The sequence below is a fragment of the Pseudoalteromonas sp. DY56-GL22 genome (assembly GCF_041414715.1).
Lineage (GTDB): Bacteria > Pseudomonadota > Gammaproteobacteria > Enterobacterales > Alteromonadaceae > Pseudoalteromonas > Pseudoalteromonas simplex.
In genome coordinates, this window is the sequence record NZ_JANHZR010000007.1 from 227,944 (window position 1) to 250,226 (window position 22,283).

Genomic DNA, 22,283 nt, shown 5'->3' on the forward strand with positions numbered 1-22,283 from the left:
AGGCTGGTATTAAAGGCCTAATACTTCTTTGCCTTGTTTGAAAGTAACATCAACTGGGATATTAGCTTGGCTTAATTTTTCTAAATCTTTCGCTAGCTCTGCTTTGATCTCACCATGAGTTGCGATTAGCTGATCAACTTTTTGGTAATCACCGTCACCTTGAATCGTTAAGATTAAGCGCGATAGTTTTTCCATTGCTTGGCTCATTTTCTCCATGTTAACGCTGTATAAGCCGTCAGCATTTTTAGAAAATGCGCCTTCTTCAGCGAAGAAGTTAAAGCGGATCATATTCGCTTTACCATGTGCGCTTGAAGCACCAAAACGCACTGAACGGAAGATACCAGCCATAAAGGTGATGTAGTAATCTTCTAATGTACCGTCAGTGATCTCGCCTTTCTTAAGTAATTGCTCAACCATGTAAAGACCTAAGATATCCGCTTTACCTTCTTCAAGGGCACTTGCATGCTCTTGCAATGATTGGCGAACAGTACCCTTACCCGTAATGGTGTTTTTAATGCCTAAACCGTGCGCTACTTCGTGGAACATCGTGTTTGCGAAGAAAGCGTCAAAGGTAATGTGTTTACGTTGCTCAGGAACAATTAGCTGTTCTGAAATAGGCACTAAGATTTTATCGAACTTAGCACGCATGGCGTTTTTAAGCTGTAAACGACGTGTGCCTTTTTCTAGCTGTACTTGCTCATCATTTGGCAAGTTGATAGCAATTGTTTTACTACCCGCATTTGAGTGGCCTGCGTAATAAACGACATCATAAGCATTTAGGTCAGCGTCTGAACCTGGGACTTCTTGCTTATATTTTTCGTCTACAGGTAAACCTTTTTGTAGCTCAGGTAAGAAAGCAGCGAATTTAGCTAAACGCTCGCTCCATGCCAAGTCTTTGATTAGTACATAAGATTCATACGCCGCACGGTAACCAAATAATTGATCTTCATAGGTTTCGATAGGGCCAATAACCACGTCAATTGGGTTATTTTTCATATCCATCCACGCAAAATCAGATGGTTGGAAGTCATCACTTACTAGTGCGTCTGCGCGCATGCTTAAGTAGTTAGCGAATTCTTTATCATCAGCTAGCTTGCTTGCTTCACGTAATAAATTAGCTGCTTTTTCTAACTCTTGTGCGTACTCAACAGAGTAAGCCACACTGTAAAGAAGGCCTTTCTCGTCACGTTTGATCACTGAGTAAAGACCTGTTTTGTCATCAACGATTGCGTTGTTTAATTCTTCTTTAGTGATATCGCTTGGGTAAAATTCAGCGCCTAGAGGCTTTTCTTCATAACCTGATAAGAAAACTTGGTCGCCGTTTAAGCGATCCCAAGGGCCGTAGTTGATATCTGCAAACTTCTGAACTTTTTCATCATTGATTTTTGCTAAGAAAGCGTCTTTGTTCTCACCAAATGCTTGGCGCCAGAATAGCTCATCCATAATTTTTGAGGCATCGATCAACTTACCAACCATTTGCTTTTGGTTATCACTCAGGTGGCTAAGATCAGAAGTAAGTGTGAAGTCTGTGTAAATGTCTAAACGGTTTTCATCTGCATTGATAAGTTGTGGGTTGTTCTGTTCAATACTTTGCTTTGTTTGCTCTGCAGCAGGCTGAGCTTGAGAAGTGGTTGCTTGCTGATCAGAACATGCACCAAGAAAAACAGCACCTGATAAGATAAGTGCTTGGCTAATTTTATTTAATGTCATTTTGCCCGTTCCCGATTTTAGTGAGAGTCATTGTTATTAAAACAAAAAGTGTATGCATTAAAGCAAACCTGCCATATACATGGCAAGTATACAGCGCTAGAAGCGATATTTATTTATCAGTTACATGATTAAAAAGCATAAAAAGAGATAATTTCTGTGATTTTCTTAACTTTAGCGTTAAGTTAGACAATACTAAAACAAGAACTAATCTAATAATGTCAGTCATTAGTTTGTCTTTATTTTGGCAAACTAACCCAAGAGGATGGCACGCATATGTCAACAGAGAATGCATTACTGACCATATTGGTCGACAGAATAAATAATGACACTTTAGTGTTACCGACATTACCTGAAGTTGCAGTAAAAGTGAGGCAAGCAGCAGATAACCCAGAAGTAAACTTGATGGATATGGCAGATGTTATCTCCCATGATCCAGCGTTATCGGCACGAATGATTAAAGTGGCCAACAGTGCATTTATGGGGCGCTCAGTTAAAGTCACCAATCTTCATCAAGCCGTCACACGAATTGGTCTACGTCAAATCAAAAATATTGCCACCGCAATGGCGATGGAACAATTGTTTGTATCGCATAATGAGCTGATAAAAGGGTATATGGATAAAGCATGGCAAAAAACCCTTAAAGTTGCATGTCACTCAATTACTCTAATGGACTTTTTCTTACGTCGAAATAAGCAAACATCACTGAACCGAGATACCATTACGCTAGCTTCATTAGTCTATAACATAGGCGTGTTGCCAATTTTGACTGAGGCTGAAAAGCACCCTGAAGTTTTTGCAAATCCAAGTTTTTTGGCACACGCTATCCAAAAGTTAGGAGGCAAAGTAGGTGGCGCAATTATGCGTGCTTGGGGCTTTACTGATGAGTTCGTCGAAGTTGCTGAAAGCTGGGCAAATCCAAACTATCGTCCAGAGCATATATGCTATGTTGACTTTATTCGTATTGGCGCGATTTTAGAAGGCATCTTGCAGGTTTCTGACAAATCGGCAGCATTGCAAACATACGTAGATAAAGGCGTAATAGAATCGCTTGAGTTATTTAATGAAGATGAATATCACGATATGCTTGATGAGGTCAAAGCCATTTTTACTGAATAGCTAAAAACACAAAGCGCGACCAAGTCGCGCTTTGTGTTAATTAACATTTAGGTTAATTTTATAAATCTTCAGCGTCGCCTAAGCCTTGGGTCAGCTCTTCTAGCAACTGTTTAATTTCTTCTGACGCTAAGATGAAGTCAGCATCAAGTTTTACCGCCATATCTTCTTTTGGAATGTCGGCGTTTTCTTCTTTTAATGTTTCTGAATAGCTTAGACGCTTAATCGAACCATCGTTTTGTAGCATGAACTTAACGCGTTCTTGCCAATCAAGAGCCAGTTTAGTTACGCGCTTACCATTTTCTAGGTGTGACTTTACTTCGTCACATGATAAGTCATGGCCTTTCAATTTAACCTGAGCACCACTGTCATCGGCTTCTTCAAGCTCTGCATCGTTACCGATAGAGAAGCCTTCAGGAGTGCTGAAATTAGTTAACCAATCTGTTAAAAATACATCTAAATCATAATTAGCAAATGCAGGTACGACAGGTAGCGTGCCAAGTGATTTACGAAGTAGGGCTAAAAGCTCTTCTGCTTTATTAAAGCTTGCGCTGTTAACGACAACCCAGCCATTTTTTTGGTCAATAAACGCAAACTGTAGGCTCGACTTTTTAAATGCTTGAGGCAGTAAAGTGTGCAGAATATTTTCTTTTAGTTCGTCTTTTTCTTTTTTCTTTACCGGACGGTTTTCTTCCGCTTCGATTTGCTCAACTTTCTCTGCAACCAATTCGTTGATAACGGCCGCAGGCAGTACTTTTTCTTCACGCTTAGCGCATACTAAAATGCTGTCTTGAGAGAAGTGAGATAGAGTTTGACCATGCTTACCAAAGGCTTTTGTCCAACCAAATGTTGAAAGCTCTTGGCCTGTACATGAGCGGAACAGATCTTGTTCTAGGGCTTTGTCGAAGTCTTCTTGAGAGTATGAAACGTCTTGTTTAAAACGGTAGCAGATAAGGTTACTAAACCACATAATTAGGCTAATCCTTTCAATAAATTTGCCCAATCATAACAATAAAAAACTGATGCCGAAATGAATCATTTCGCCATCAGTACGAAATGCTTATGAGTTAAACATTGAGAGCGGTTTAGGCATGTTTTTTGGGAAACTAATATGGTAATGCAAGCCTTTTCCAACTTCGCTTGTTACTTCTATATCACCGCCAAGGGTTTGCTTCACTAAGTTTAAAGTGATATGAGTACCTAACCCACTGCCACCCTGATCACGCTTGGTTGTGAAGAACGGGTCAAACAGTTTTTCTAGCTGATGTTCGGATACACCATTACCATTATCTTTAAAGTCGATAACGACTTCATCTTCTTCGTCTTTAATTATGATATCTATGATGCCACTTTCAATGCCTTCAAAGCCATGAATAAGCGCGTTCATGATCAAGTTTGTAAAAATTTGGCTAATAGCGCCTGCAGGCAGGTTGAGCGTTAAATCTTCAGGGCAATCTAAATTGATATGATGAGATGTTTTCTTTAGTTTTGGATGTAAAGAGCGGATCACTTCACCTAAATACTCTTTGAAATTAATAGTACGTACCGCTTCACTGGCTTGATCGACTGCAATTTGTTTGAAGCTTGCAACCAACTCTGATGCACGGTCTAAATTACTAGTAAGTAAGCTAGTGCTTTGCTTGGCGTCATTAATAAACTCTTCAAGCGCTTTTGGTGATAGGGTTTTTTCTTTGTATGCCGCTTCAATCTGATCTAAACGTTCTTGTAAAAATGAAGTCGCAGTCACACCAATCCCGATTGGTGTATTTACATCATGGGTAATACCTGCAACTAAGCCGCCTAAAGCAGCCATTTTCTCGGAGCCGACTAGGCGCTCCTGTGCTAAGTTCAACTCATCAACATAGCGCTGTAACTCAGTTTGCTTGGTTATGAGTTCTTGTTCAGTTTGTTTACGAAGGTCTATCTCTTCAGTCAGTGTTAGCTTTTGTTTTTCTAATTCATATTTCTGTTGCTGCAAATCCATCATCGCTTGGCTAAGGTTAGATGTTTTGCGCGCGACTTCTTGCTCTAACTGTAAATTATGTTGGTCGAGTTTTTCATTACTAAGTACAAGCTCTTTCTGAGTATGTTCCAGTTCTTCTCGGTAGAGAACAACTTTATCTATTAAACGGTTAAAAGATTCTTCCATTACTTTTAATTCGTTGTGTTCAGTTGTGTGGATCTCGATATGGCGGCCTTCTAAATCGTTTAGTTCAAGATCTTCAATTTGTTCTGTAAATTGCGCAAGTGGTTCAGTTAAGCGTTTTCTAAATGCTAATAAGAAAAGTATGATCAAAAAGGTGGTTTTGATCATTGCGTTACCGATTAGAAAATAAATAGAGATCATGATGCGGCTAAATACCACTTCTCGGCTTGAGAATAAGGTTACATCGCCTACTTGAGTTGTTTTACCCGAAAACTCAAAAATAAGCGGAAATGTATAGCCGAATAAACCGGATGGTGTATCTTCAATTATCGCTTCTTCTTGCACTAACTGCTGGCTATATAGCTCGTGAATATCTAATGAGCGACCTAATTGTGAGAGTACCTCGCCACTATCATCGCGCACAATAATGCCTTCGATCATAGGGATTGCGAGTAAGCCTTCAGCTGTTGTGATGGTTTGTTTATCGTTAAGTTCCCAAATTGCACGGGTTAAACTACGGCTAAATGTTTTTTGTAAAGTGGTTAATTCGTCACGAATGTAATCTTTAGTGTTTACATATTCAGCAATAACCTGCCCACAGGTCACTACAAAAGTGAGTAAGAAGTAGACCGAGAGCACATTTGTTAACAATTCTTTTGATAGGCTTTTCTGTAACATAGAATACCCATAGCTCCTTGGTTACATTTGTAATACATTCAATTAGTTCTAAAGTTAGCTAATAAACGGTTAAAAATAAATAAATAAATCCTTTTTTACTGGAGTATTTATAAATTGTTACTATTTTTTAAAAAAACTTAACCTTACTGCACCAATAAAAGTGTGTTATAAATTTCGCTCGTCTTTTACTTTAGCCTTTTTAGATGTTGTATTTGCTACAGCGAAGATTTTTATATTCATGAATAACCCTAATTTTTCAATACTGGTTTGTGATGATTCAAGTATAGCTCGCAAACAAGTAGTTCGGTGCTTAGGTAACTGTTTAAGCGCTGATATTCAACAAGCAACCAATGGTCGAGAAGCACTTGCTTTACTACGCGAGCAAAACTTTGATCTATTGTGTTTGGATTTAACTATGCCAGAGCTAGATGGTGTTGCTGTACTTGAAACGATCAAAGCAGAGAAAATAGAGTGCTTTGTTATAGTGATTTCAGCTGATATTCAAGCGCAAATGAAGCAAAAAGTAGTTAGTTTGGGAGCCATTGATTTCATCGATAAGCCAATAGATATTGTTCGACTGAAAGCAACTTTGCATAAATTTGGTATTCATTAATCTTTTGTATAACAAAAGTGCATAATTTATCTTTTCTTTAAGGGTTGACAGCTTGGCTACATTTAAGGCAGTCTAAAGGCTATGAAAACATTTAATCACGCAACGACCATTATTATTACAACCATCATCCTTACGGGATAGTGGCATAGGTCGGTGCAACAAATTTATAGGCCTGTGTTCACTAGAACACAGGCCTTTTTCGTTTATGGAATGAGGAAACATAAATAATGCGAGTATTAAAATTTGGTGGGTCGTCCTTGGCCGACTACGCATGTTTGCAACAGGTAGCTCAGTTAGTCAAAGAAGAATTACGCGATGAAATGCTGTTAGTGCTGTCAGCACCAGGTGGCATGACAGATTCATTAGTAGCATTAGCAAGCGCTGCAGAGCAGGGGCAAGATTTTAGTGAGTTATGGCAAGCATTGGTTGCGCGCTGTGAACAATTAAAAGCTGCTGTTGAAGCTGACTTTGGTCAGGTAGTGAATTGGCCTGATTTAAACGAACTTAAGAATAAACTGGATGGTGTTGCACTTTTGAAGTGTTGCCCAGACCAAGTACGTGCTTATGCAATTAGTTTTGGTGAGCGCGTTAGTGTTGCCTTGATGGAGTGTATGCTTAACGAAAGTAATGCTCGTTATTTAGAAGCAACAGACTGTATAGCTTCAGTGGGTGGCTACATTGATGCTGAAGCTGACTTGACCGCAAGTAAGTTACGTTTTCAAGCTGCATTAAAAGCGGCACCGAGCACAATTTATATCATGCCGGGTTTCACTGCTGCCAATGAGCAGGGGGAACTAACAACACTTGGTCGCAATGGTTCAGATTACTCAGCAGCTATTGCGGCAGCATGCCTAGAAGCTGATGTATGCCAGATCTGGACTGATGTTGACGGTGTTTACAATGCTGACCCGCGTTATATCAAAAAAGCATCTAAGGTTGATTCGTTATCTTATAAAGAAGCAATGGAGCTGTCTTACTTTGGTGCGAAAGTATTACACCCGAAAACGATTTTACCTTGTGCTAAAGCAGGCGTGCCGTGCGAGATCAAAAATACTCATAACCCACGTGCAGAAGGTTCAGTGATTAGTAACGACAGTGTGTCGAACGAGCCTGTTAAAGCGCTATCAAGTTTACAAAACCTCGCTATGTTAACGGTGTCTGGCCCAGGTATGAAAGGCAAAGTGGGTATGGCATCAAAAGTATTTAATGCATTGGCGCATGACAATGTGTCAATTGTACTAATCACACAATCTTCGTGTGAATTTAGTATCAGTTTCTGTGTGCATGAGAGCGACCTATCACTTGCTCTAGAAGCATTACAAACTGCTTTCGAATTAGAATCACAAGCCGGTTTAATCGAACCAGTTCAAGTACAGCGTAACCTTGCGATTGTAACCCTAGTTGGTGATAACATGCGTGCGCACAAAGGCTTAGCAGCTAAGTTCTTTGCTTCATTAGCTCAAGCGCAGGTTAACATTGTTGCTATTGCACAAGACTCGACTGAGAGTGCTATTTCAGCGGTTATCGATGGTGAACTATGCAACGACGCAGTGAAAGTGTGCCATGAGAACTTCTTTACTCACATTCCTTCAATCGATGTGTTTTTACTTGGCTGTGGCTTAGTAGGTCAAGAACTTATCCAGCAGTTAAAGCGTCAACAAGCATGGCTTGAAAAACGTAATATTAAACTGAACTTGTACGGTGTTGCTAATTCAAGGCAGCTTTATCTAGATAGCGAAGGCATTGCTTTTGATGGTTGGCAAGACAAATTAGCCGTGTCAGAGCAGGCATTTGATTTAAATTTGGTCGAGCAATTTGTTAAACAAAACCATTTAATTAACCCTGTGATCGTAGATTGTAGCTCAGCCGATAAGCTTGCTGGGCAATATGTTGATTTCTTGAATGCCGGTTTCCACGTTGTTGCGGCAAACAAAAAGGCCAATACTAGCTCGTATGCTTACTACCAAGATTTAGTTGCAGCGACACAGAAGAATAATCGTAAGTTTTTATACGAAACAAACGTAGGTGCAGGCTTACCAGTACTTGATAACCTGAAATCACTCTTTGGTGCCGGTGATGAACTTATTAAGTTCAGCGGTATCTTGTCGGGTTCATTATCGTATATGTTTGGTGCGCTACAAGATGGTTTATCACTTAGCGAAGCCACGTTAAAAGCAAAAGAAAGTGGTTTTACAGAACCAGATCCGCGTGATGATTTATCAGGCACTGATGTTGCTCGAAAACTACTGATCATTGCTCGTGAATCGGGTCTTGAGTTAGAACTAAGCGATATCGAAGTTGAATCTGTTTTACCAAAAGGGTTTGCAGAAGGTGATTCTGTAGCAGATTTCATGGCAAAACTACCATCACTTGATGCACAGTTTAACGACCGTATACAAAGTGCTGCAAGCGAAGGTAAAGTACTTCGTTATGTGGGTACTATTGAAAACGGTCAATGTAAAGTAGGCATTGAAGCCGTAGATAGTAACCATGCTCTTTATGATATCCGTGACGGTGAAAATGCACTGGCCATCTTAAGTCAATATTATCAACCTCGTCCGTTTGTTATCCGTGGTTATGGCGCAGGTGCTGAAGTAACGGCTGCAGGTGTATTTGCCGACATTTTAAAAACGTTAACACGTTAGGAGCTGGTCATGATCCGTGTATATGCACCCGCTTCAATCGGGAATTTTGCTGTAGGCTTTGATGCGTTAGGTGCTGCGCTAGCACCAATCGATGGCACCTTATTAGGCGATGTTGTAGAGGTGAGTGCCGCTGAGCAAGATACTTTTGTCTGCTCTGGCGACTATGCCCATAAACTGCCTGCTAATGCTGAAGAAAACTTGGCTTATCAATGCTTAATTCATTTTAAAGAACACGTTGCACCGACTATGCCAGCGGTAAAACTTGAGCTTAAAAAGAACCTACCAATTGGTTCAGGTTTAGGTTCGAGTGCCTGTTCTGTGGTGGCTGCGTTTGCAGCCCTTGATAAGTTCGCTGAAACCAACTTATCTCAAGAGCAACTTATCGAGTTGATGGCTGATTTTGAAGCCATTGTTAGTGGCGGTCGTCATTACGATAACATCACACCCTGTTATTTAGGTGGCTTGCAATTAACTGGTGAACTCATTCCCAACAAGTCAATTTCGTTACCTGTTGATAATCAATGGTATTACGTAGCGGCTTTTCCGGGATTTTCACTGAATACCGCAAAAGCGCGTTCGGTCTTGCCAACGCAATTATCAATGCACGACAGTGTTGAGTTCGCACAGCGACTTTCTGCATTTAGCAGCTTATTGCTTACAGGTCGCTTTGACGCAGCGCTTTCCATTATGAGTGATGAAATCGCTGAGCCACATCGCGCACCGCTCATTCAAGGCTTTGCCGAAGCAAAGAGTGCCTTGCCAGAGCTTGGTGCAGAGATTGTCAGCATTTCTGGTGCGGGCCCAACATTATTTACCGTGTGTAAGAGCCTGGAAGCTGCTAAGCAGTGTGCGGCTTGGCTGAATGATAATTACATCAATGAGCAGGGCTTCTGCCACATCTGCCAACTTGATCAGCTTGGCACACGACAGCTTTAAAGAATTTAAGGAATAAACATGCAATTACATAATTTAAAAGATGAAACACAACAGGTGTCGTTTGTTGAAGCGGTAAAAACGGGTTTAGGGCGTAATCAAGGTGTATTCTTCCCTAATAGCCTTACACCAATTCAAGACATTGATAAGTTACTTGATTTAGACTTTGTGAGCCGTAGCAGTAAGATTTTATCGCACCTGATTGGTGACGAGCTTCCTGCCGATACCGTTGCACAGATGGTGCAAAATGCGTTTAACTTTGATGTGAAGTTAGTTGAAGTAGAAAAAGATATTTATTGCCTTGAATTATTTCATGGCCCAACGCTTGCGTTTAAAGACTTTGGTGGCCGTTTTATGGCTGAGTGTCTTGCGCAATTTAATCAGGGTGAAAAAGTCACGATTTTAACGGCTACATCAGGCGATACAGGGGCTGCAGTTGCCCATGCATTTTATAATAAGCCAAATATCGATGTCGTGATCTTATACCCGAAAGGTAAAATTTCATTAGCGCAGCAAAAGCTATTCACAACGTTAGGCAACAACATTCACTGCTATGCGGTTGATGGTAGCTTTGATGATTGTCAAAGCATGGTAAAACAGGCGTTTTTAGATGATGAAGTGAAACAAAAGCTTGGTCTGAATTCAGCAAATTCAATTAATATCAGCCGTTTAGTTGCACAGGTTTGCTATTACTTTGAAGCGATTGCTCAATTACCAAAAGAGCAGCGTAGTAAAGCGCATATCTCAGTTCCAAGTGGTAACTTTGGTAATGTGTGTGCCGCGATGATCGGTGCTGTGCTTGGTATGCCAGTAGCGAAATTAAGCGCTACAACTAACCAAAACGACACGGTGCCACGTTTCTTACAAAATAAAGAGTGGGCACCGAATGATACGCTTGAGTCACTATCGAACGCGATGGATGTAAGTAAACCGAATAACTGGCCGCGTGTTCAGTTTATGTTGGATAACGAATGGTTTAGTTATAATGACTTTTATTCAAGCTGTGTTGGTGAAGAAGAAACAAAAGAAGTGATGAAAAAAATTCATCAAACCGGTTACATCGCAGAGCCTCATACTGCAATTGCTTATCAGGGCTTGAAAGAAAATCTAGCTGATGGCAGTGCAGGTATCTTTTTAGCGACTGCACACCCAGCTAAATTCAAAGACAGCGTAGAGCAAATTTTAGACATCGAATTGCCTATGCCGAAACCACTAGCAGATGCATTAGCAAAACAGTGTTTAGCTGAAGATATTAAGTTTGATTATCAATTGCTTCGCACTGAGCTGTTTAATAAATTAGCTTAGTGCTTAATAAAGGTATAAAGAGCGGCTAAGCCGCTCTTTTTAATGCAGTCTTTTAATGAAGCCTTTAATGAAGTAACGAATGACTATGTCGGTTTAAAACCCGCATGATAAGAATGACCCCGGCCGAAATACACAGCAAAATACTGATCATCGAGACGAGTTCACTGTGCGTCCATTGCATCAAGGTGAATGCCGAAATAAAAATGATAAAGGGTTTAAATTCATAGTAATAGCGACGTTTTTTTTGTTTAACACGCTGGCTTGAATGATCGGTTCTTCTGGCTTCTGAACGCATCCGCCAAATATTAGCACCTAATAAAAATAAGATTACACCGATGAGAGTTGGCACATAATTATTTGCCAATGCGATACAGCTTATGCCAAGAAAAAAATATCCGTAGGGGACTAATTCGTATATTGGTTTAGCTAACATGTACTTATACCATCCTTGATATTGACTAGTCCTATAAGCTTAGTTTGTCCCTATAAAAACGCAATTTAATCGGGCGGTTTTTCGTTGAAATAACATTTTAAATATCTATGAAATATTTTAAATCTATAAATTTTTATTATGTATCAATAAAAAAATATCATTATTAAAACACTGTGAAATAAATTCAATCCCTGTTTAAATATGTTCATCTTTACAAGATAGGCAAAAGTGCGTTTTAAGCGTACAATACAGCCTTCAAAAAACACCATACACGTTGCCTTAGGAGACCCCATGTTAGAACGTAGCATGAATATTTCGGATTTCGATCCAGAGTTATTTGCAGCCATCACTAAAGAGACGGCTCGTCAAGAAGAGCATATCGAACTGATCGCGTCTGAAAACTATTGTAGCCCACGCGTACTTGAAGCGCAGGGTTCTCAGCTTACCAACAAATACGCTGAAGGTTATCCAGGCAAACGTTACTATGGCGGTTGTGAGCATGTTGATGTTGTTGAGCAATTAGCAATTGACCGTGCAAACGAATTATTCGGCACAGATTACGCTAACGTTCAACCGCATGCGGGCTCACAAGCAAACGCAGCTGTTTTCCAAGCACTTCTTCAGCCGCACGATACAGTACTAGGTATGAGCTTAGCTCATGGCGGTCACTTAACTCACGGTTCACACGTTAACTTTTCTGGTAAAACGTACAATGCAATTCAATACGGCCTAAACGACGAAACAGGCGAAATTGATTATGCTCAAGTTGAAGCTCTTGCATTAGAGCACAAGCCAAAAATGATCATCGCTGGCTTCTCTGCATACTCAGGCGTTGTTGACTGGGCTAAATTCCGTGAAATCGCTGATAAAGTTGGCGCATACTTATTCGTAGATATGGCTCACGTTGCTGGTCTTATCGCAGCGGGTGTATACCCAAGTCCAATCCCTCACGCACACGTTGTTACAACAACAACTCACAAAACATTAGCGGGTCCTCGTGGCGGTCTAATCGTTTCTGCATGTGGTGATGAAGAGATCTACAAAAAACTAAACAGCGCTGTATTCCCTGGCGGTCAAGGTGGTCCTTTATGCCACATCATCGCTGCTAAAGCGGTTGCTTTCAAAGAAGCTTTACAACCAGAATTCAAAGCGTACCAAGCACAAGTTGTTAAGAACGCTCAAGCTATGGTTGAAGTACTGCAAGAGCGTGGCTACAAAGTTGTTTCTGGTAAAACAGACAACCACTTATTCCTTCTAGACCTAATCGATAAAGATATCACAGGTAAAGATGCTGACGCTGCTCTGGGTAACGCTAACATCACTGTAAATAAAAACTCAGTACCAAACGACCCACGTTCACCGTTTGTAACGTCTGGTCTTCGTATTGGTTCTCCGGCTATTACTCGCCGTGGTTTCAAAGAAGCTGAGTCAAAAGAGCTTGCTGGCTGGATCTGTGACGTACTAGACAACATCAACGATGAGTCTGTTCAAGCAGAAGTAAAAGAGAAAGTTAAAGCTATCTGTAAAAAATTACCAGTTTACGCTTAATTACTGGTTAAACCGTAATTAAGATAACAATAGCGTTGTTTTTTGCTATCATAAAGGCCGCTTACTAAGCGGCCTTTTTGTTTTTTATAAACGGAACTAGAACCCTATGCATTGCCCTTTTTGCACCGCAAAAGATACTAAAGTAATTGATTCTCGACTTGTTGGCGGTGGTCACCAAGTGAGACGTCGACGTGAATGTAACGAATGCCATGAGCGCTTTACCACCTTTGAAGGCGCTGAACTTGTGATGCCAAGAGTCATCAAGCAAGACGGTAGCCGCGAACCATTTAACGAAGACAAGTTACTGAATGGCTTGCATCGCGCTTTAGAGAAACGCCCAGTGAGCACTGAGCAGGTCGACGAAGTCGTTAACATCATTAAATCTCAACTTCGTGCTACCGGTGAGCGTGAAATCTCTAGCCATTTAATTGGCGAATGCATCATGGAGTCGCTGAAAAAACTCGACAAAGTAGCCTATGTGCGCTTTGCATCGGTTTATCGTTCATTTGAAGACATTCGCGAGTTTGGAGAAGAAATCGCTCGTTTAGGTGATTAATCATGTCGTTTACAGAACTTGATACTGTTTACATGGCGCGTGCCATTGAGCTTGCTAAACACGGCCGTTTTACTACCACGCCAAACCCGAATGTTGGCTGTGTACTGGTTAAAGATGACGAAATAGTCGGCGAAGGGTTTCATCAAATCGCAGGGCAGGGCCATGCTGAAGTGAATGCGTTGGCTGTAGCTGGCGATAAAGCAAAGGGCGCCACTGCCTATGTCACTTTAGAGCCTTGTAGTCATTATGGACGCACTCCGCCTTGTGCCGAAGGTTTAAAAGCTGCGGGTGTAAGCAAGGTGATTGCTGCTATGGTTGACCCAAACCCTGCGGTAAGTGGTCGCGGCCTGCAGATATTAGCTGACGCTGGTATTAGTGTGGCATCTGGCTTACTTGAGCAACAAGCGCGCGACTTAAACAAAGGCTTTTTAAAGCGTATGGAAACTGGGTTGCCATATGTAACCTGTAAAATGGCGTGTAGTTTAGATGGTAAAACTGCGCTAAATAACGGTCAAAGTAAATGGATAACAGGCCCTCAAGCGCGCCAAGATGTGCAAGCATTTCGTGCGCAAAGCTGCGCTATCTTAACCGGTGCAGACACCGTTATTACTGATAATGCAAAACTTAATGTCCGTGTTGATGAGTTGCCATTTCCCATGCCAACCTCGTTGCCTTTGCGCCAACCAACCCGAATCATTATTGACTCACAAAACAGGTTAACGCCTGAGCTTGCGTTATTCAGCATCGAGAGCCCGGTAATAATTTTTACCACTTCGCTTGATAATCACACCAAGTGGCCTCACTTTGTTAAACACGAAGTGGTGCCAGCAGTTAACAATAAAGTTGATTTATCGGCGGTTTTAAAGCGTCTTGCTGAACTGCAATTTAATCATATTTGGCTCGAAGCGGGGGCAACCCTTGCTGGGGTGTTTGCCGAGCAAGATTTAATTGACGAATATATTGTTTATATTGCCCCTAAGTTAGTAGGTGATATGGGCAAAAGCTTACTAAACTTTGCAGAAGTCACCATGATGAGTGATATCACTGAGCTGACCTTTACTGACACAGTGATGATTGGCGACGATATTCGCTTAACAGCGACAAAAGCAAAGCAAGCCTCAAAAATTGAAAATAAAGAGTAGCACTATGTTTACTGGAATTATTGAAGCAACAGGTAAAATTGTTGAACTAACACAAAAGCAAGGCGATCTAGCTATTCGTATTCAAAGCGCTAATTTGGATATGGAAGACGTCAAGCTCGGTGACAGTATTGCCACCAATGGTGTGTGTTTAACGGTTGTCGCTAAACATAGCGATGGTTTTAGTGCTGACTTATCAAACGAAACAATTAGCTTAACTGGGTTTGCACATTATAAAAAAGGGCAAACAGTTAACCTCGAAAAAGCTATGCAACCGGTTTCTCGCCTAGGTGGGCACTTAGTGTCAGGCCATGTTGATGGTATTGCTACTGTCGAAAGTATTAGTCCTAATGCTCGTGCAACTGAGTATTGGTTAAGTACTGACAATGATTTAATGAAGTACATTCCGTACAAAGGCTCGGTGTGTATTGATGGCATTAGCCTAACCGTCAACGAGGTTGAGCAAAATCGCTTTAAGCTAACGATTGTTCCACATACTGCTGAGCAAACAACGATTGCAGAATTTCAGGTGGGTACTCAGGTGAACTTAGAAGTTGACCAGATTGCTCGCTATTTAGAGCGCCTAATTAAAGGGGCTGAACAACCTTCCCGTTCAGACATATCAATGAGCTTGCTCGCACAAGCTGGCTTTATTAAATAAGCAAAGATACGTCACTATTAATCATACTCTCATGGGCACATTATGAATTTACACAGCGCGCAAGAAATTATCGATGACATTAAAGCCGGTAAAATGGTTATTTTAATGGACGATGAAGACCGAGAAAATGAAGGCGATTTAATTATCGCGGCAGAACATATCAGTGCTGATGCCATCAACTTTATGGCAACACACGGCCGTGGTTTAATTTGTTTAACAATGACACAAGAGCGTTGTCAGCAGTTAGAATTACCACTGATGGTTAAAAATAACGGTGCAGCTTTTTCAACTAACTTCACTATGTCGATTGAAGCGGCGAAAGGCGTAACTACAGGTATTTCAGCAGCCGACCGCGCACGTACTGTACAAGCCGCAATCGCTAAAGGTGCCGTACCGAGCGATATCGTACAGCCAGGGCATATTTTCCCAATTATGGCGCAGCCTGGTGGCGTGTTAACACGTGCTGGTCATACTGAAGCGGGTTGTGATTTAGCACGTTTAGCAGGTCTTGAACCTTCATCTGTGATTGTTGAAATTCTAAATGCAGATGGCACTATGGCCCGTCGCCCAGATCTTGAAGTATTTGCTAAAGAGCATGACTTAAAGATTGGCACTATTGCAGATTTAATTGAATACCGAAACCTAAACGAAACCACCATTGAGCGTGTTGCTAAATGTAAACTACCAACGGATCATGGTGAGTTTGATTTAGTGACCTACAAAGACACAATTGATGGTCAGCTTCACTATGTTTTACAAAAAGGTGAAGTATCGAAAGATGAGCCAACGTTAGTACGAGTTCACTTACAAAGCACCTTTAACGATATTCTATTATCAGATAGAAGTGCTGATCGTAGCTGGGGCTTATCAGATGCTATGGCTTATATCGCTGAGCATAACGGCGTGCTGGTTATTTTAGGTAAACAAGAGTCAACAGAAGATCTAGAAGCAACCGTTAAAGCCTTTGCCGCTGAAGATGCGGGCGAAAATGTCAGTCATCGTAAATTCCAAGGTACCTCGCGTACTGTGGGTGTTGGTTCGCAAATTTTGGCTGATTTAGGTATTGAAAAGATGCGCTTAATGAGCCGTCCTAAGAAGTACCACGCGCTATCTGGTTTCCACTTAGAAGTGGTTGACTATGTTGAGCCTCGCTCTTAATTTGGGAAAATAGATTTACTAGGCTACTTTTATATTTTTGTGGTATTATGCGCCGTAATTTTTGCGCAATCGCAACCGCTTAAACTTATTTTTTAGGGTTATTAAATGAAAATTATTGAAGGTAACAAATACGCACCGGGCAAAAAATTTGCCATTGTCATTTCTCGCTTTAATGACTTTATTGGTAGCAGCCTATTAGCAGGTGCTGTTGATGAGCTTAAGCGCACAGGTGGTGTTTCTGAAGACGACATTACTGTTGTTTACGTACCAGGTGCCGTTGAATTACCTTTAGCAGCGAAACGCGTTGCAGCAAAGAAAGAACACGATGCAATCATCGCTCTAGGTGTCGTGATCAGAGGTGGTACGCCACACTTTGATTTAGTCGCTGGCGAATCAAACAAAGGTCTTGCACAAGTATCTCTTGAGTACGATATCCCGGTTGCATTTGGCGTATTAACCACTGAAAGCATTGAGCAAGCAATTGAGCGCGCAGGTACCAAAATGGGTAATAAAGGCGGCGAAGCTGCTTTAGGTGCGCTTGAAATGGTTAATGTGTTAGACAAAATTTAAGTTTAAGGAATCTCTGTGAAACCAGCAGCAAGACGTAAAGCACGTATCTTAGCACTTCAAGCCGTATACTCTTGGCAGTTAAGCGGCAACCCAATTGCTGATATTGAACAGCAAATGTTAATTGAAAATGATGTGACTAAGATCGACGTCGAATATTTCAAAGACCTAGCACGCGGTGTTGTTGTTAACTGTAAGCAATTAGATGAAATCGTTGCACCACATTTAGCACGCCCAGCTGATGAGTTAGACATGGTCGAAAAAGCAATTTTACGTCTGTCTGGCTATGAGCTGAAATTCCGTGAAGACGTACCTTACAAAGTGGCAATCAATGAAGGCATTGAGCTTGCTAAGATGTTTGGTGCTGAAGACAGCCATAAATTTGTCAACGGTGTACTTGATAAAGCAGTGAAAGAACTGCGTAAGTAAGTAACCCCGTAAAGGAGAGCCGGCTTGGGCCGGCTTTTTTGTGTATGAAGGAATTTGAATTAATCAATCGTTATTTTAAGGGCCGTGGCATTATTCGCCGTGATGTGAACCTAGGTATTGGTGACGATTGTGCCTTAGTAACTGTGCCTGAAAACTGTCAATTGGCGGTAACAACAGATACTTTAGTTGCGGGCGTACACTTTTTTGATGACATCTCTGCCCGTGCTCTTGGGCATCGAGCTTTAGCTGTTAACTTAAGTGATCTTGCGGCAATGGGCGCTGAACCTACGTGGATTTCGGTAGGCCTAACTTTGCCTGAAGCAAATATAGAGTGGCTTGAAGAGTTCACTGAAGGCATGCATGAAATTGCAGAGTACTTCAATGTGCAAATCATTGGTGGTGATACCACTCAAGGTCCTTTAACTATTACGATTTGTGCTAAAGGCATCGTGCCTGAAGGCAAAGCACTGCGCCGTAGCGGTGCTAAAGTGGGCGATTGGATTTATGTAACAGGTCCATTAGGAGATGCTGGTGTAGCCATTGAAGCCCGTAAACAAGGCCTCGATATCGCCCCTGAACACTTAAGCTATTTAAATAATCGTTTTGATTATCCGACGCCACGTGTAGCAGCGGGGCAAGTTTTGCGAGGCGCAGCCTCTTCAGCAATTGATATCTCCGATGGCTTATTAGCTGATTTAGGCCATATTTTAGCGCTATCGCAAGTTAGTGCGGTGATCAATGTTGATAAAGTGCCTGTTTCTGATGCATTAAATTCGTCGATTCCACGTGCTGAGCAATTTGACTATATCTTAAATTACGGTGACGACTATGAGTTGCTGTTTACTGTGCCAGAAAGCAATAAAAGCATGGTTGATATGAAACTGCGCCAATATGGTGTAGAAGCAAGCTGTGTAGGTCAAATTAAAAGTGGCGAAGGTGAGATTGAGCTATTGCTTGACGGCGAAAAGTTTAACTACCAAGGAAAAGGCTTTCAGCACTTTACAAAGGAGCCGGTTTGAGCAGTAACCGTTTATTCAATTTAAAACGCCCACACCAATTTTTTGGTCTGGGTTTTGGCTTAGGCCTTGCCCCTAAAGCGCCAGGCACCTTTGGTACCTTTGCTGCCTTGCCATTTATTTTCACCACAATGTATTTTCCGCTTTGGTTACAAATTGTATTTGCTGTCGTGATCAGCGTGTTTGGTATTTGGGCATGTGGTAAAACAGCAGATGACTTAGGGGTGCATGATCATCCAGCCATTGTTTGGGATGAAGTTGCTGGTTATTATATCACCATGATTGGTGCTGCACTGAGTTGGCAGTCACTGTTGGTTGGTTTTTTATTGTTCCGCTTTTTTGATATCGCTAAACCAGGTCCTATCAGAATTTTAGATAGACGTTTACACGGGGGCTTGGGCATCATGGCTGATGATATTTTAGCAGGTATTTTTTCATTAATTTGTGTTCAAGCCTTGTTTAAAGCAGGCTATTTGCCTTTTTAAACGATGAGTTAAGTGTTACTTGGTGGCAAGTATATGATGCGATTTCTAGTTGTCTGTTTGTTGATGCTTTGCTGCATGCCTGCGTTTGCATCTATTACTGACTATGTCGTCAAACAGTGGAACATCCAAAATGGCTTGCCATCGCAATCATTAAAAAGTATTGCTCAAGATGAGCAAGGCTATATGTGGCTGGGTACTCAGTTTGGCTTAAGCCGCTTTGATGGTAATACGTTCACTAACTTCAATACGCAAAACAGCGACTTCCTGCCAAGTAATGGTATCAATAAATTACTAGTCGATAGCACAGGGTTACTTTGGGTTGGTACCAAGAATGGTTTAGTAACACTTGATCCTAAAACCATGATGTCGCAAACCTTTAACGTTAAAGGTCCGGTGCGCGATATTCTCGAAGATTCCAAAGGCAGTATTTGGATTGCAGCGAATGGCCTTTATTATGTTGCTCGAAATCAAGTCACACTCAATCAAAACTCCGCGTTAATTGTACCGGTCTCGAATGCCACTGCTATTACGCAAATTGTTGGTTCGGTGAGTCAAATGGCATTGTCGCCAGAAGGCATTTGGCTGGTTAATGAGCGTCACTTATTGCGTTTAACTAATACCTCTTCTGATTTTGCGAAATTACGATTAGAGCTGACTGCCAAGGTTTCACTACCTGAACGATTAGCGCAAACCATTATTCATGACATGGCGTGGCTTGAAGGTAACTTGTATCTTGCCTCAGAGCTTGGTGCCTACTTTCTTGATTTAGATGACGAGCTGCGTCCATTCCCACTGCCAAATGCCAGTAACTCTGCCGTTTATAAGTTTATGAGCGACTCCGATGGCGCGCTATGGATCTCTACTTATGGACGCTTATTATTTCGTAATAATTCAGGAGATTGGCAATGGGTTGAACCTAGCCAGCTCGATCAAAGCATTTGGTTTGCCGATATTTTCCGTGACAATCAAAATAACATTTGGCTGGCAAGCTTCAGTGAAGGCTTATGGCTTGCTCACGAAGGGCGTATTGAACGTCACTCAGCTATCTCAAATATGACCGAAGCGGTGATGGCGATTAGCCAAGCACCTGATGGCAAATTATGGGTGGCTAACCGTAGCGGTGTTGGCTACTTCGACTACAACAAGAATTTTGTAAATCAAATTCCGAGTAATCAGTTTGGTCGAGCAGCAGTGCACGACTTACAATTTGATGGTGATCGTTTGTACATCGCAACAGGCCGCGGTGTGTTTTATTACGAAAACCAAAACCTGTATACGGTGCCTGGGCGAGCGCTGCGCGATAACCCAGTATTTGCAATTAGCCGTTCTAGCAAAGGTGGATTTTGGCTCGGTACTGGCCGCGGTATGTACCGCTTAAGTTATGGTGGTTTAACACCTTTTGCATACAATGCCTTCTTAAGCAGCAAATTTATTACTTATGTTCATGATGAGCAGAATTTTGGCTTAATAGGTACCAGTAAAGGGGCTTATTACTTTACCGACCGCGGGATTGAAAAAATTGGCGACCAAACTAGTTTAGAAAGTGCTTACGTCACCAGTATTTTGAATATCGAAGGAGTGGGAATATTAATTGGTTCACTTAACGATGGCTTATTTTATCGCAGTACCAAAGGGCAGTGGCGTCAGTTAGATGCCACCGATGGTCTACCGTATGGCTCTATTTTCAGTCTAGTTTACGACAAGCAATTAAAACGTATTTGGGTCAGTACTATGAAAGGCGTATACCGTATGCCTGTAGAGCAGTTTGGTACTGATATCGAAAGTTTAAAAGTAGAACAAGTGATCTCATCGTTTGACCGTCAACTTGATGGTAAAGCCAGTCAATGTTGTGCTGGCCTTGGCCATGATGCTGTAGCAGACACAGGCAACTCTATTTGGTACCCAAGTCTGCAAGGTGTGGTAGAAATACCAAAGAGCGTTGAGCTGTTTGGTGTACAAGCACTTAAGCCTCGCATTGAAAGCTTGATCACGCCGCTTCGTCATTTAAGTACTGCAACTTTAGGTAATAAGCCTGAGCTACAAATTGATGAACGCGATGTAACGTTAAAATATACCGCGATTGATTATTATGCCCCTTCAAGTATCGAGTTCCGTTACCGTTTAAGTGGCTTAGACAGTGACTGGCGTTATGCCAATACTCGTCGTGAGGCAATCTATACCAACTTACCGCCGGGGTCGTTTTTGTTCCAACTTGAAGCAAAGCGTCGTGGTGAAGATTGGCAAAAAGCACGTCGTACCGAGTACAGCTTTGTAGTGCCGCGTCGTTTTGATGAGACTATTTATTTTAGACTCTTGATCACCAGCAGCTTTATTTTACTGTTCTACCTCGTGTTTTGGGTATTTAGAGCTCAAGAGAAACGTAAGCAATTAGCCCTTGAAAGCTTAGTAACAGAACGTACCGTAGAGCTTCGAGAAGCTAACGATAAGCTTAACCAAGTGAACTCACAGCTTAAGCTAGTTAGTCACTCAGATGAGCTTACAGGCTTACGTAGCCGTCGCTTCTTGTTTGATCAGCTCCCTAAAGATATCGAACACTTCCAGCGTAACTCACAGTCATTGCAAGCGCAGGGTAAGTCGCTAGTGCTATTAATAATAAACTTTGATAACTTCAGCCGCATTAATGATGCGTATGGCCCACTTGCAGGCGATAGCTGTTTACAGCAAATGGCGACTTTGTTGAATAGCCGTACTCAAGGTTCTGACTATGTTGCGCGTTGGAGTGGTGACGAGTTTTTACTCTTACTACGTGATTTCAAACGCACAGCAATAGACAATTATGTGGCCGATTTATGTGAAGCAATTGCAGCAAACCCATTTAGATTACCGAATGGGCAGTCGACCACTATCACTGCGTCGATTGGTTGGTCTTTTTATCCGTTACCTTTACTGGGTGGCCAAGTTATTGGTTGGGAAACCTCAGTTAACCTTGCCGATATCGCACTGCATCAAGTTAAAAAGCGCGGTGGCGATGGTGTAGCAAACATTACCTTTGATGAGCAATTAGATGCCTTTGAGTTCGAGCAAAGCAACAATGTTGATCAGCAACTCAGCGCACTGCAAGCCAATGGTTTAGCCGATATTAAAATTTGGATGCGTTAAATATAGTGTTGTTGACATGATGTTTCGG

Annotated in this window: 19 protein-coding genes; 15 read left to right on the forward strand and 4 right to left on the reverse strand. The window is 41.6% G+C overall.

Annotated elements, in window-relative coordinates:
- Positions 1-9 precede the first annotated feature (9 nt).
- The gene (locus NO991_RS16120) at positions 10-1,710 is read right to left on the reverse strand and encodes a Zn-dependent hydrolase (RefSeq protein ID WP_371352187.1); all 1,701 of its coding nucleotides are present in this window, start codon (positions 1,708-1,710) and stop codon (positions 10-12) included.
- Positions 1,711-1,983: 273 nt separating this feature from the next.
- Between NO991_RS16120 and NO991_RS16125 the strand changes: the two genes are divergently transcribed.
- Entirely contained in the window at positions 1,984-2,826 is an 843-nt protein-coding gene (locus tag NO991_RS16125; protein ID WP_054552584.1) for an HDOD domain-containing protein, read from the forward strand.
- Positions 2,827-2,884: 58 nt separating this feature from the next.
- Here the strand turns inward: NO991_RS16125 and rdgC are convergent, their stop codons facing one another.
- Both rdgC and NO991_RS16135 read right to left on the reverse strand, forming a co-directional pair.
- Positions 2,885-3,793, reverse strand: a complete 909-nt coding sequence (rdgC, locus tag NO991_RS16130; protein WP_054552583.1) for a recombination-associated protein RdgC — start codon at positions 3,791-3,793, stop codon at positions 2,885-2,887.
- Positions 3,794-3,883: 90 nt separating this feature from the next.
- Positions 3,884-5,647, reverse strand: coding sequence for a sensor histidine kinase (locus NO991_RS16135; RefSeq protein WP_054552582.1), 1,764 nt, complete (start codon positions 5,645-5,647; stop codon positions 3,884-3,886).
- A 238-nt stretch (positions 5,648-5,885) separates the two neighbouring features.
- Here NO991_RS16135 and NO991_RS16140 point away from each other — a divergent pair, with 238 nt between their 5' ends.
- The 4 genes from NO991_RS16140 (at position 5,886) to thrC (ending at position 11,143) form a co-directional block, all read left to right on the forward strand.
- A complete protein-coding gene (locus tag NO991_RS16140; RefSeq protein WP_138600400.1) occupies positions 5,886-6,260 on the forward strand; it encodes a response regulator in 375 nt (124 codons plus the stop codon).
- 227 nt (positions 6,261-6,487) lie between these two features.
- Positions 6,488-8,905, forward strand: a complete 2,418-nt coding sequence (gene thrA / locus NO991_RS16145) for a bifunctional aspartate kinase/homoserine dehydrogenase I (RefSeq protein ID WP_371352188.1) — start codon at positions 6,488-6,490, stop codon at positions 8,903-8,905.
- A gap of 9 nt (positions 8,906-8,914) precedes the next feature.
- Entirely contained in the window at positions 8,915-9,841 is a 927-nt protein-coding gene (gene thrB, locus NO991_RS16150) for a homoserine kinase (protein WP_138615806.1), read from the forward strand.
- Positions 9,842-9,859: 18 nt separating this feature from the next.
- A complete protein-coding gene (gene thrC, locus NO991_RS16155) occupies positions 9,860-11,143 on the forward strand; it encodes a threonine synthase (protein ID WP_371352189.1) in 1,284 nt (427 codons plus the stop codon).
- A 64-nt stretch (positions 11,144-11,207) separates the two neighbouring features.
- Here the strand turns inward: thrC and NO991_RS16160 are convergent, their stop codons facing one another.
- Positions 11,208-11,576: a hypothetical protein gene (locus tag NO991_RS16160; RefSeq protein WP_371352190.1), complete on the reverse strand. Its 369-nt coding sequence runs from the start codon at positions 11,574-11,576 to the stop codon at positions 11,208-11,210.
- A gap of 291 nt (positions 11,577-11,867) precedes the next feature.
- On the opposite strand from NO991_RS16160, the gene glyA reads away from it, so the two are divergent.
- From glyA to NO991_RS16210, 10 genes are all read left to right on the forward strand, one after another.
- A complete protein-coding gene (gene glyA, locus NO991_RS16165; protein WP_054552577.1) occupies positions 11,868-13,124 on the forward strand; it encodes a serine hydroxymethyltransferase in 1,257 nt (418 codons plus the stop codon).
- A gap of 106 nt (positions 13,125-13,230) precedes the next feature.
- A complete protein-coding gene (nrdR, locus tag NO991_RS16170) occupies positions 13,231-13,680 on the forward strand; it encodes a transcriptional regulator NrdR (protein WP_054552576.1) in 450 nt (149 codons plus the stop codon).
- 2 nt (positions 13,681-13,682) lie between these two features.
- Entirely contained in the window at positions 13,683-14,822 is a 1,140-nt protein-coding gene (gene ribD / locus NO991_RS16175; protein ID WP_371352191.1) for a bifunctional diaminohydroxyphosphoribosylaminopyrimidine deaminase/5-amino-6-(5-phosphoribosylamino)uracil reductase RibD, read from the forward strand.
- A 4-nt stretch (positions 14,823-14,826) separates the two neighbouring features.
- Positions 14,827-15,480, forward strand: coding sequence for a riboflavin synthase (locus NO991_RS16180; RefSeq protein WP_054552574.1), 654 nt, complete (start codon positions 14,827-14,829; stop codon positions 15,478-15,480).
- A 42-nt stretch (positions 15,481-15,522) separates the two neighbouring features.
- Positions 15,523-16,638 carry a bifunctional 3,4-dihydroxy-2-butanone-4-phosphate synthase/GTP cyclohydrolase II gene (gene ribBA / locus NO991_RS16185; RefSeq protein WP_138615817.1) on the forward strand — a complete coding sequence of 372 codons (1,116 nt, stop codon included), beginning with the start codon at positions 15,523-15,525 and terminating at the stop codon, positions 16,636-16,638.
- A gap of 105 nt (positions 16,639-16,743) precedes the next feature.
- The gene (ribE, locus tag NO991_RS16190) at positions 16,744-17,208 is read left to right on the forward strand and encodes a 6,7-dimethyl-8-ribityllumazine synthase (protein WP_054562661.1); all 465 of its coding nucleotides are present in this window, start codon (positions 16,744-16,746) and stop codon (positions 17,206-17,208) included.
- Positions 17,209-17,223: 15 nt separating this feature from the next.
- Positions 17,224-17,634: a transcription antitermination factor NusB gene (gene nusB / locus NO991_RS16195; protein WP_054552571.1), complete on the forward strand. Its 411-nt coding sequence runs from the start codon at positions 17,224-17,226 to the stop codon at positions 17,632-17,634.
- A gap of 44 nt (positions 17,635-17,678) precedes the next feature.
- Entirely contained in the window at positions 17,679-18,653 is a 975-nt protein-coding gene (gene thiL / locus NO991_RS16200) for a thiamine-phosphate kinase (RefSeq protein ID WP_054552570.1), read from the forward strand.
- Positions 18,650-19,135 carry a phosphatidylglycerophosphatase A gene (locus tag NO991_RS16205; RefSeq protein ID WP_062566077.1) on the forward strand — a complete coding sequence of 162 codons (486 nt, stop codon included), beginning with the start codon at positions 18,650-18,652 and terminating at the stop codon, positions 19,133-19,135. The genes thiL and NO991_RS16205 overlap by 4 nt, the downstream gene beginning before the upstream one ends.
- 33 nt (positions 19,136-19,168) lie before the next feature.
- Positions 19,169-22,255 (forward strand): diguanylate cyclase domain-containing protein, encoded by a 3,087-nt coding sequence (locus tag NO991_RS16210; protein ID WP_371352192.1) that lies wholly within the window; start codon positions 19,169-19,171, stop codon positions 22,253-22,255.
- Positions 22,256-22,283 lie beyond the last annotated feature (28 nt).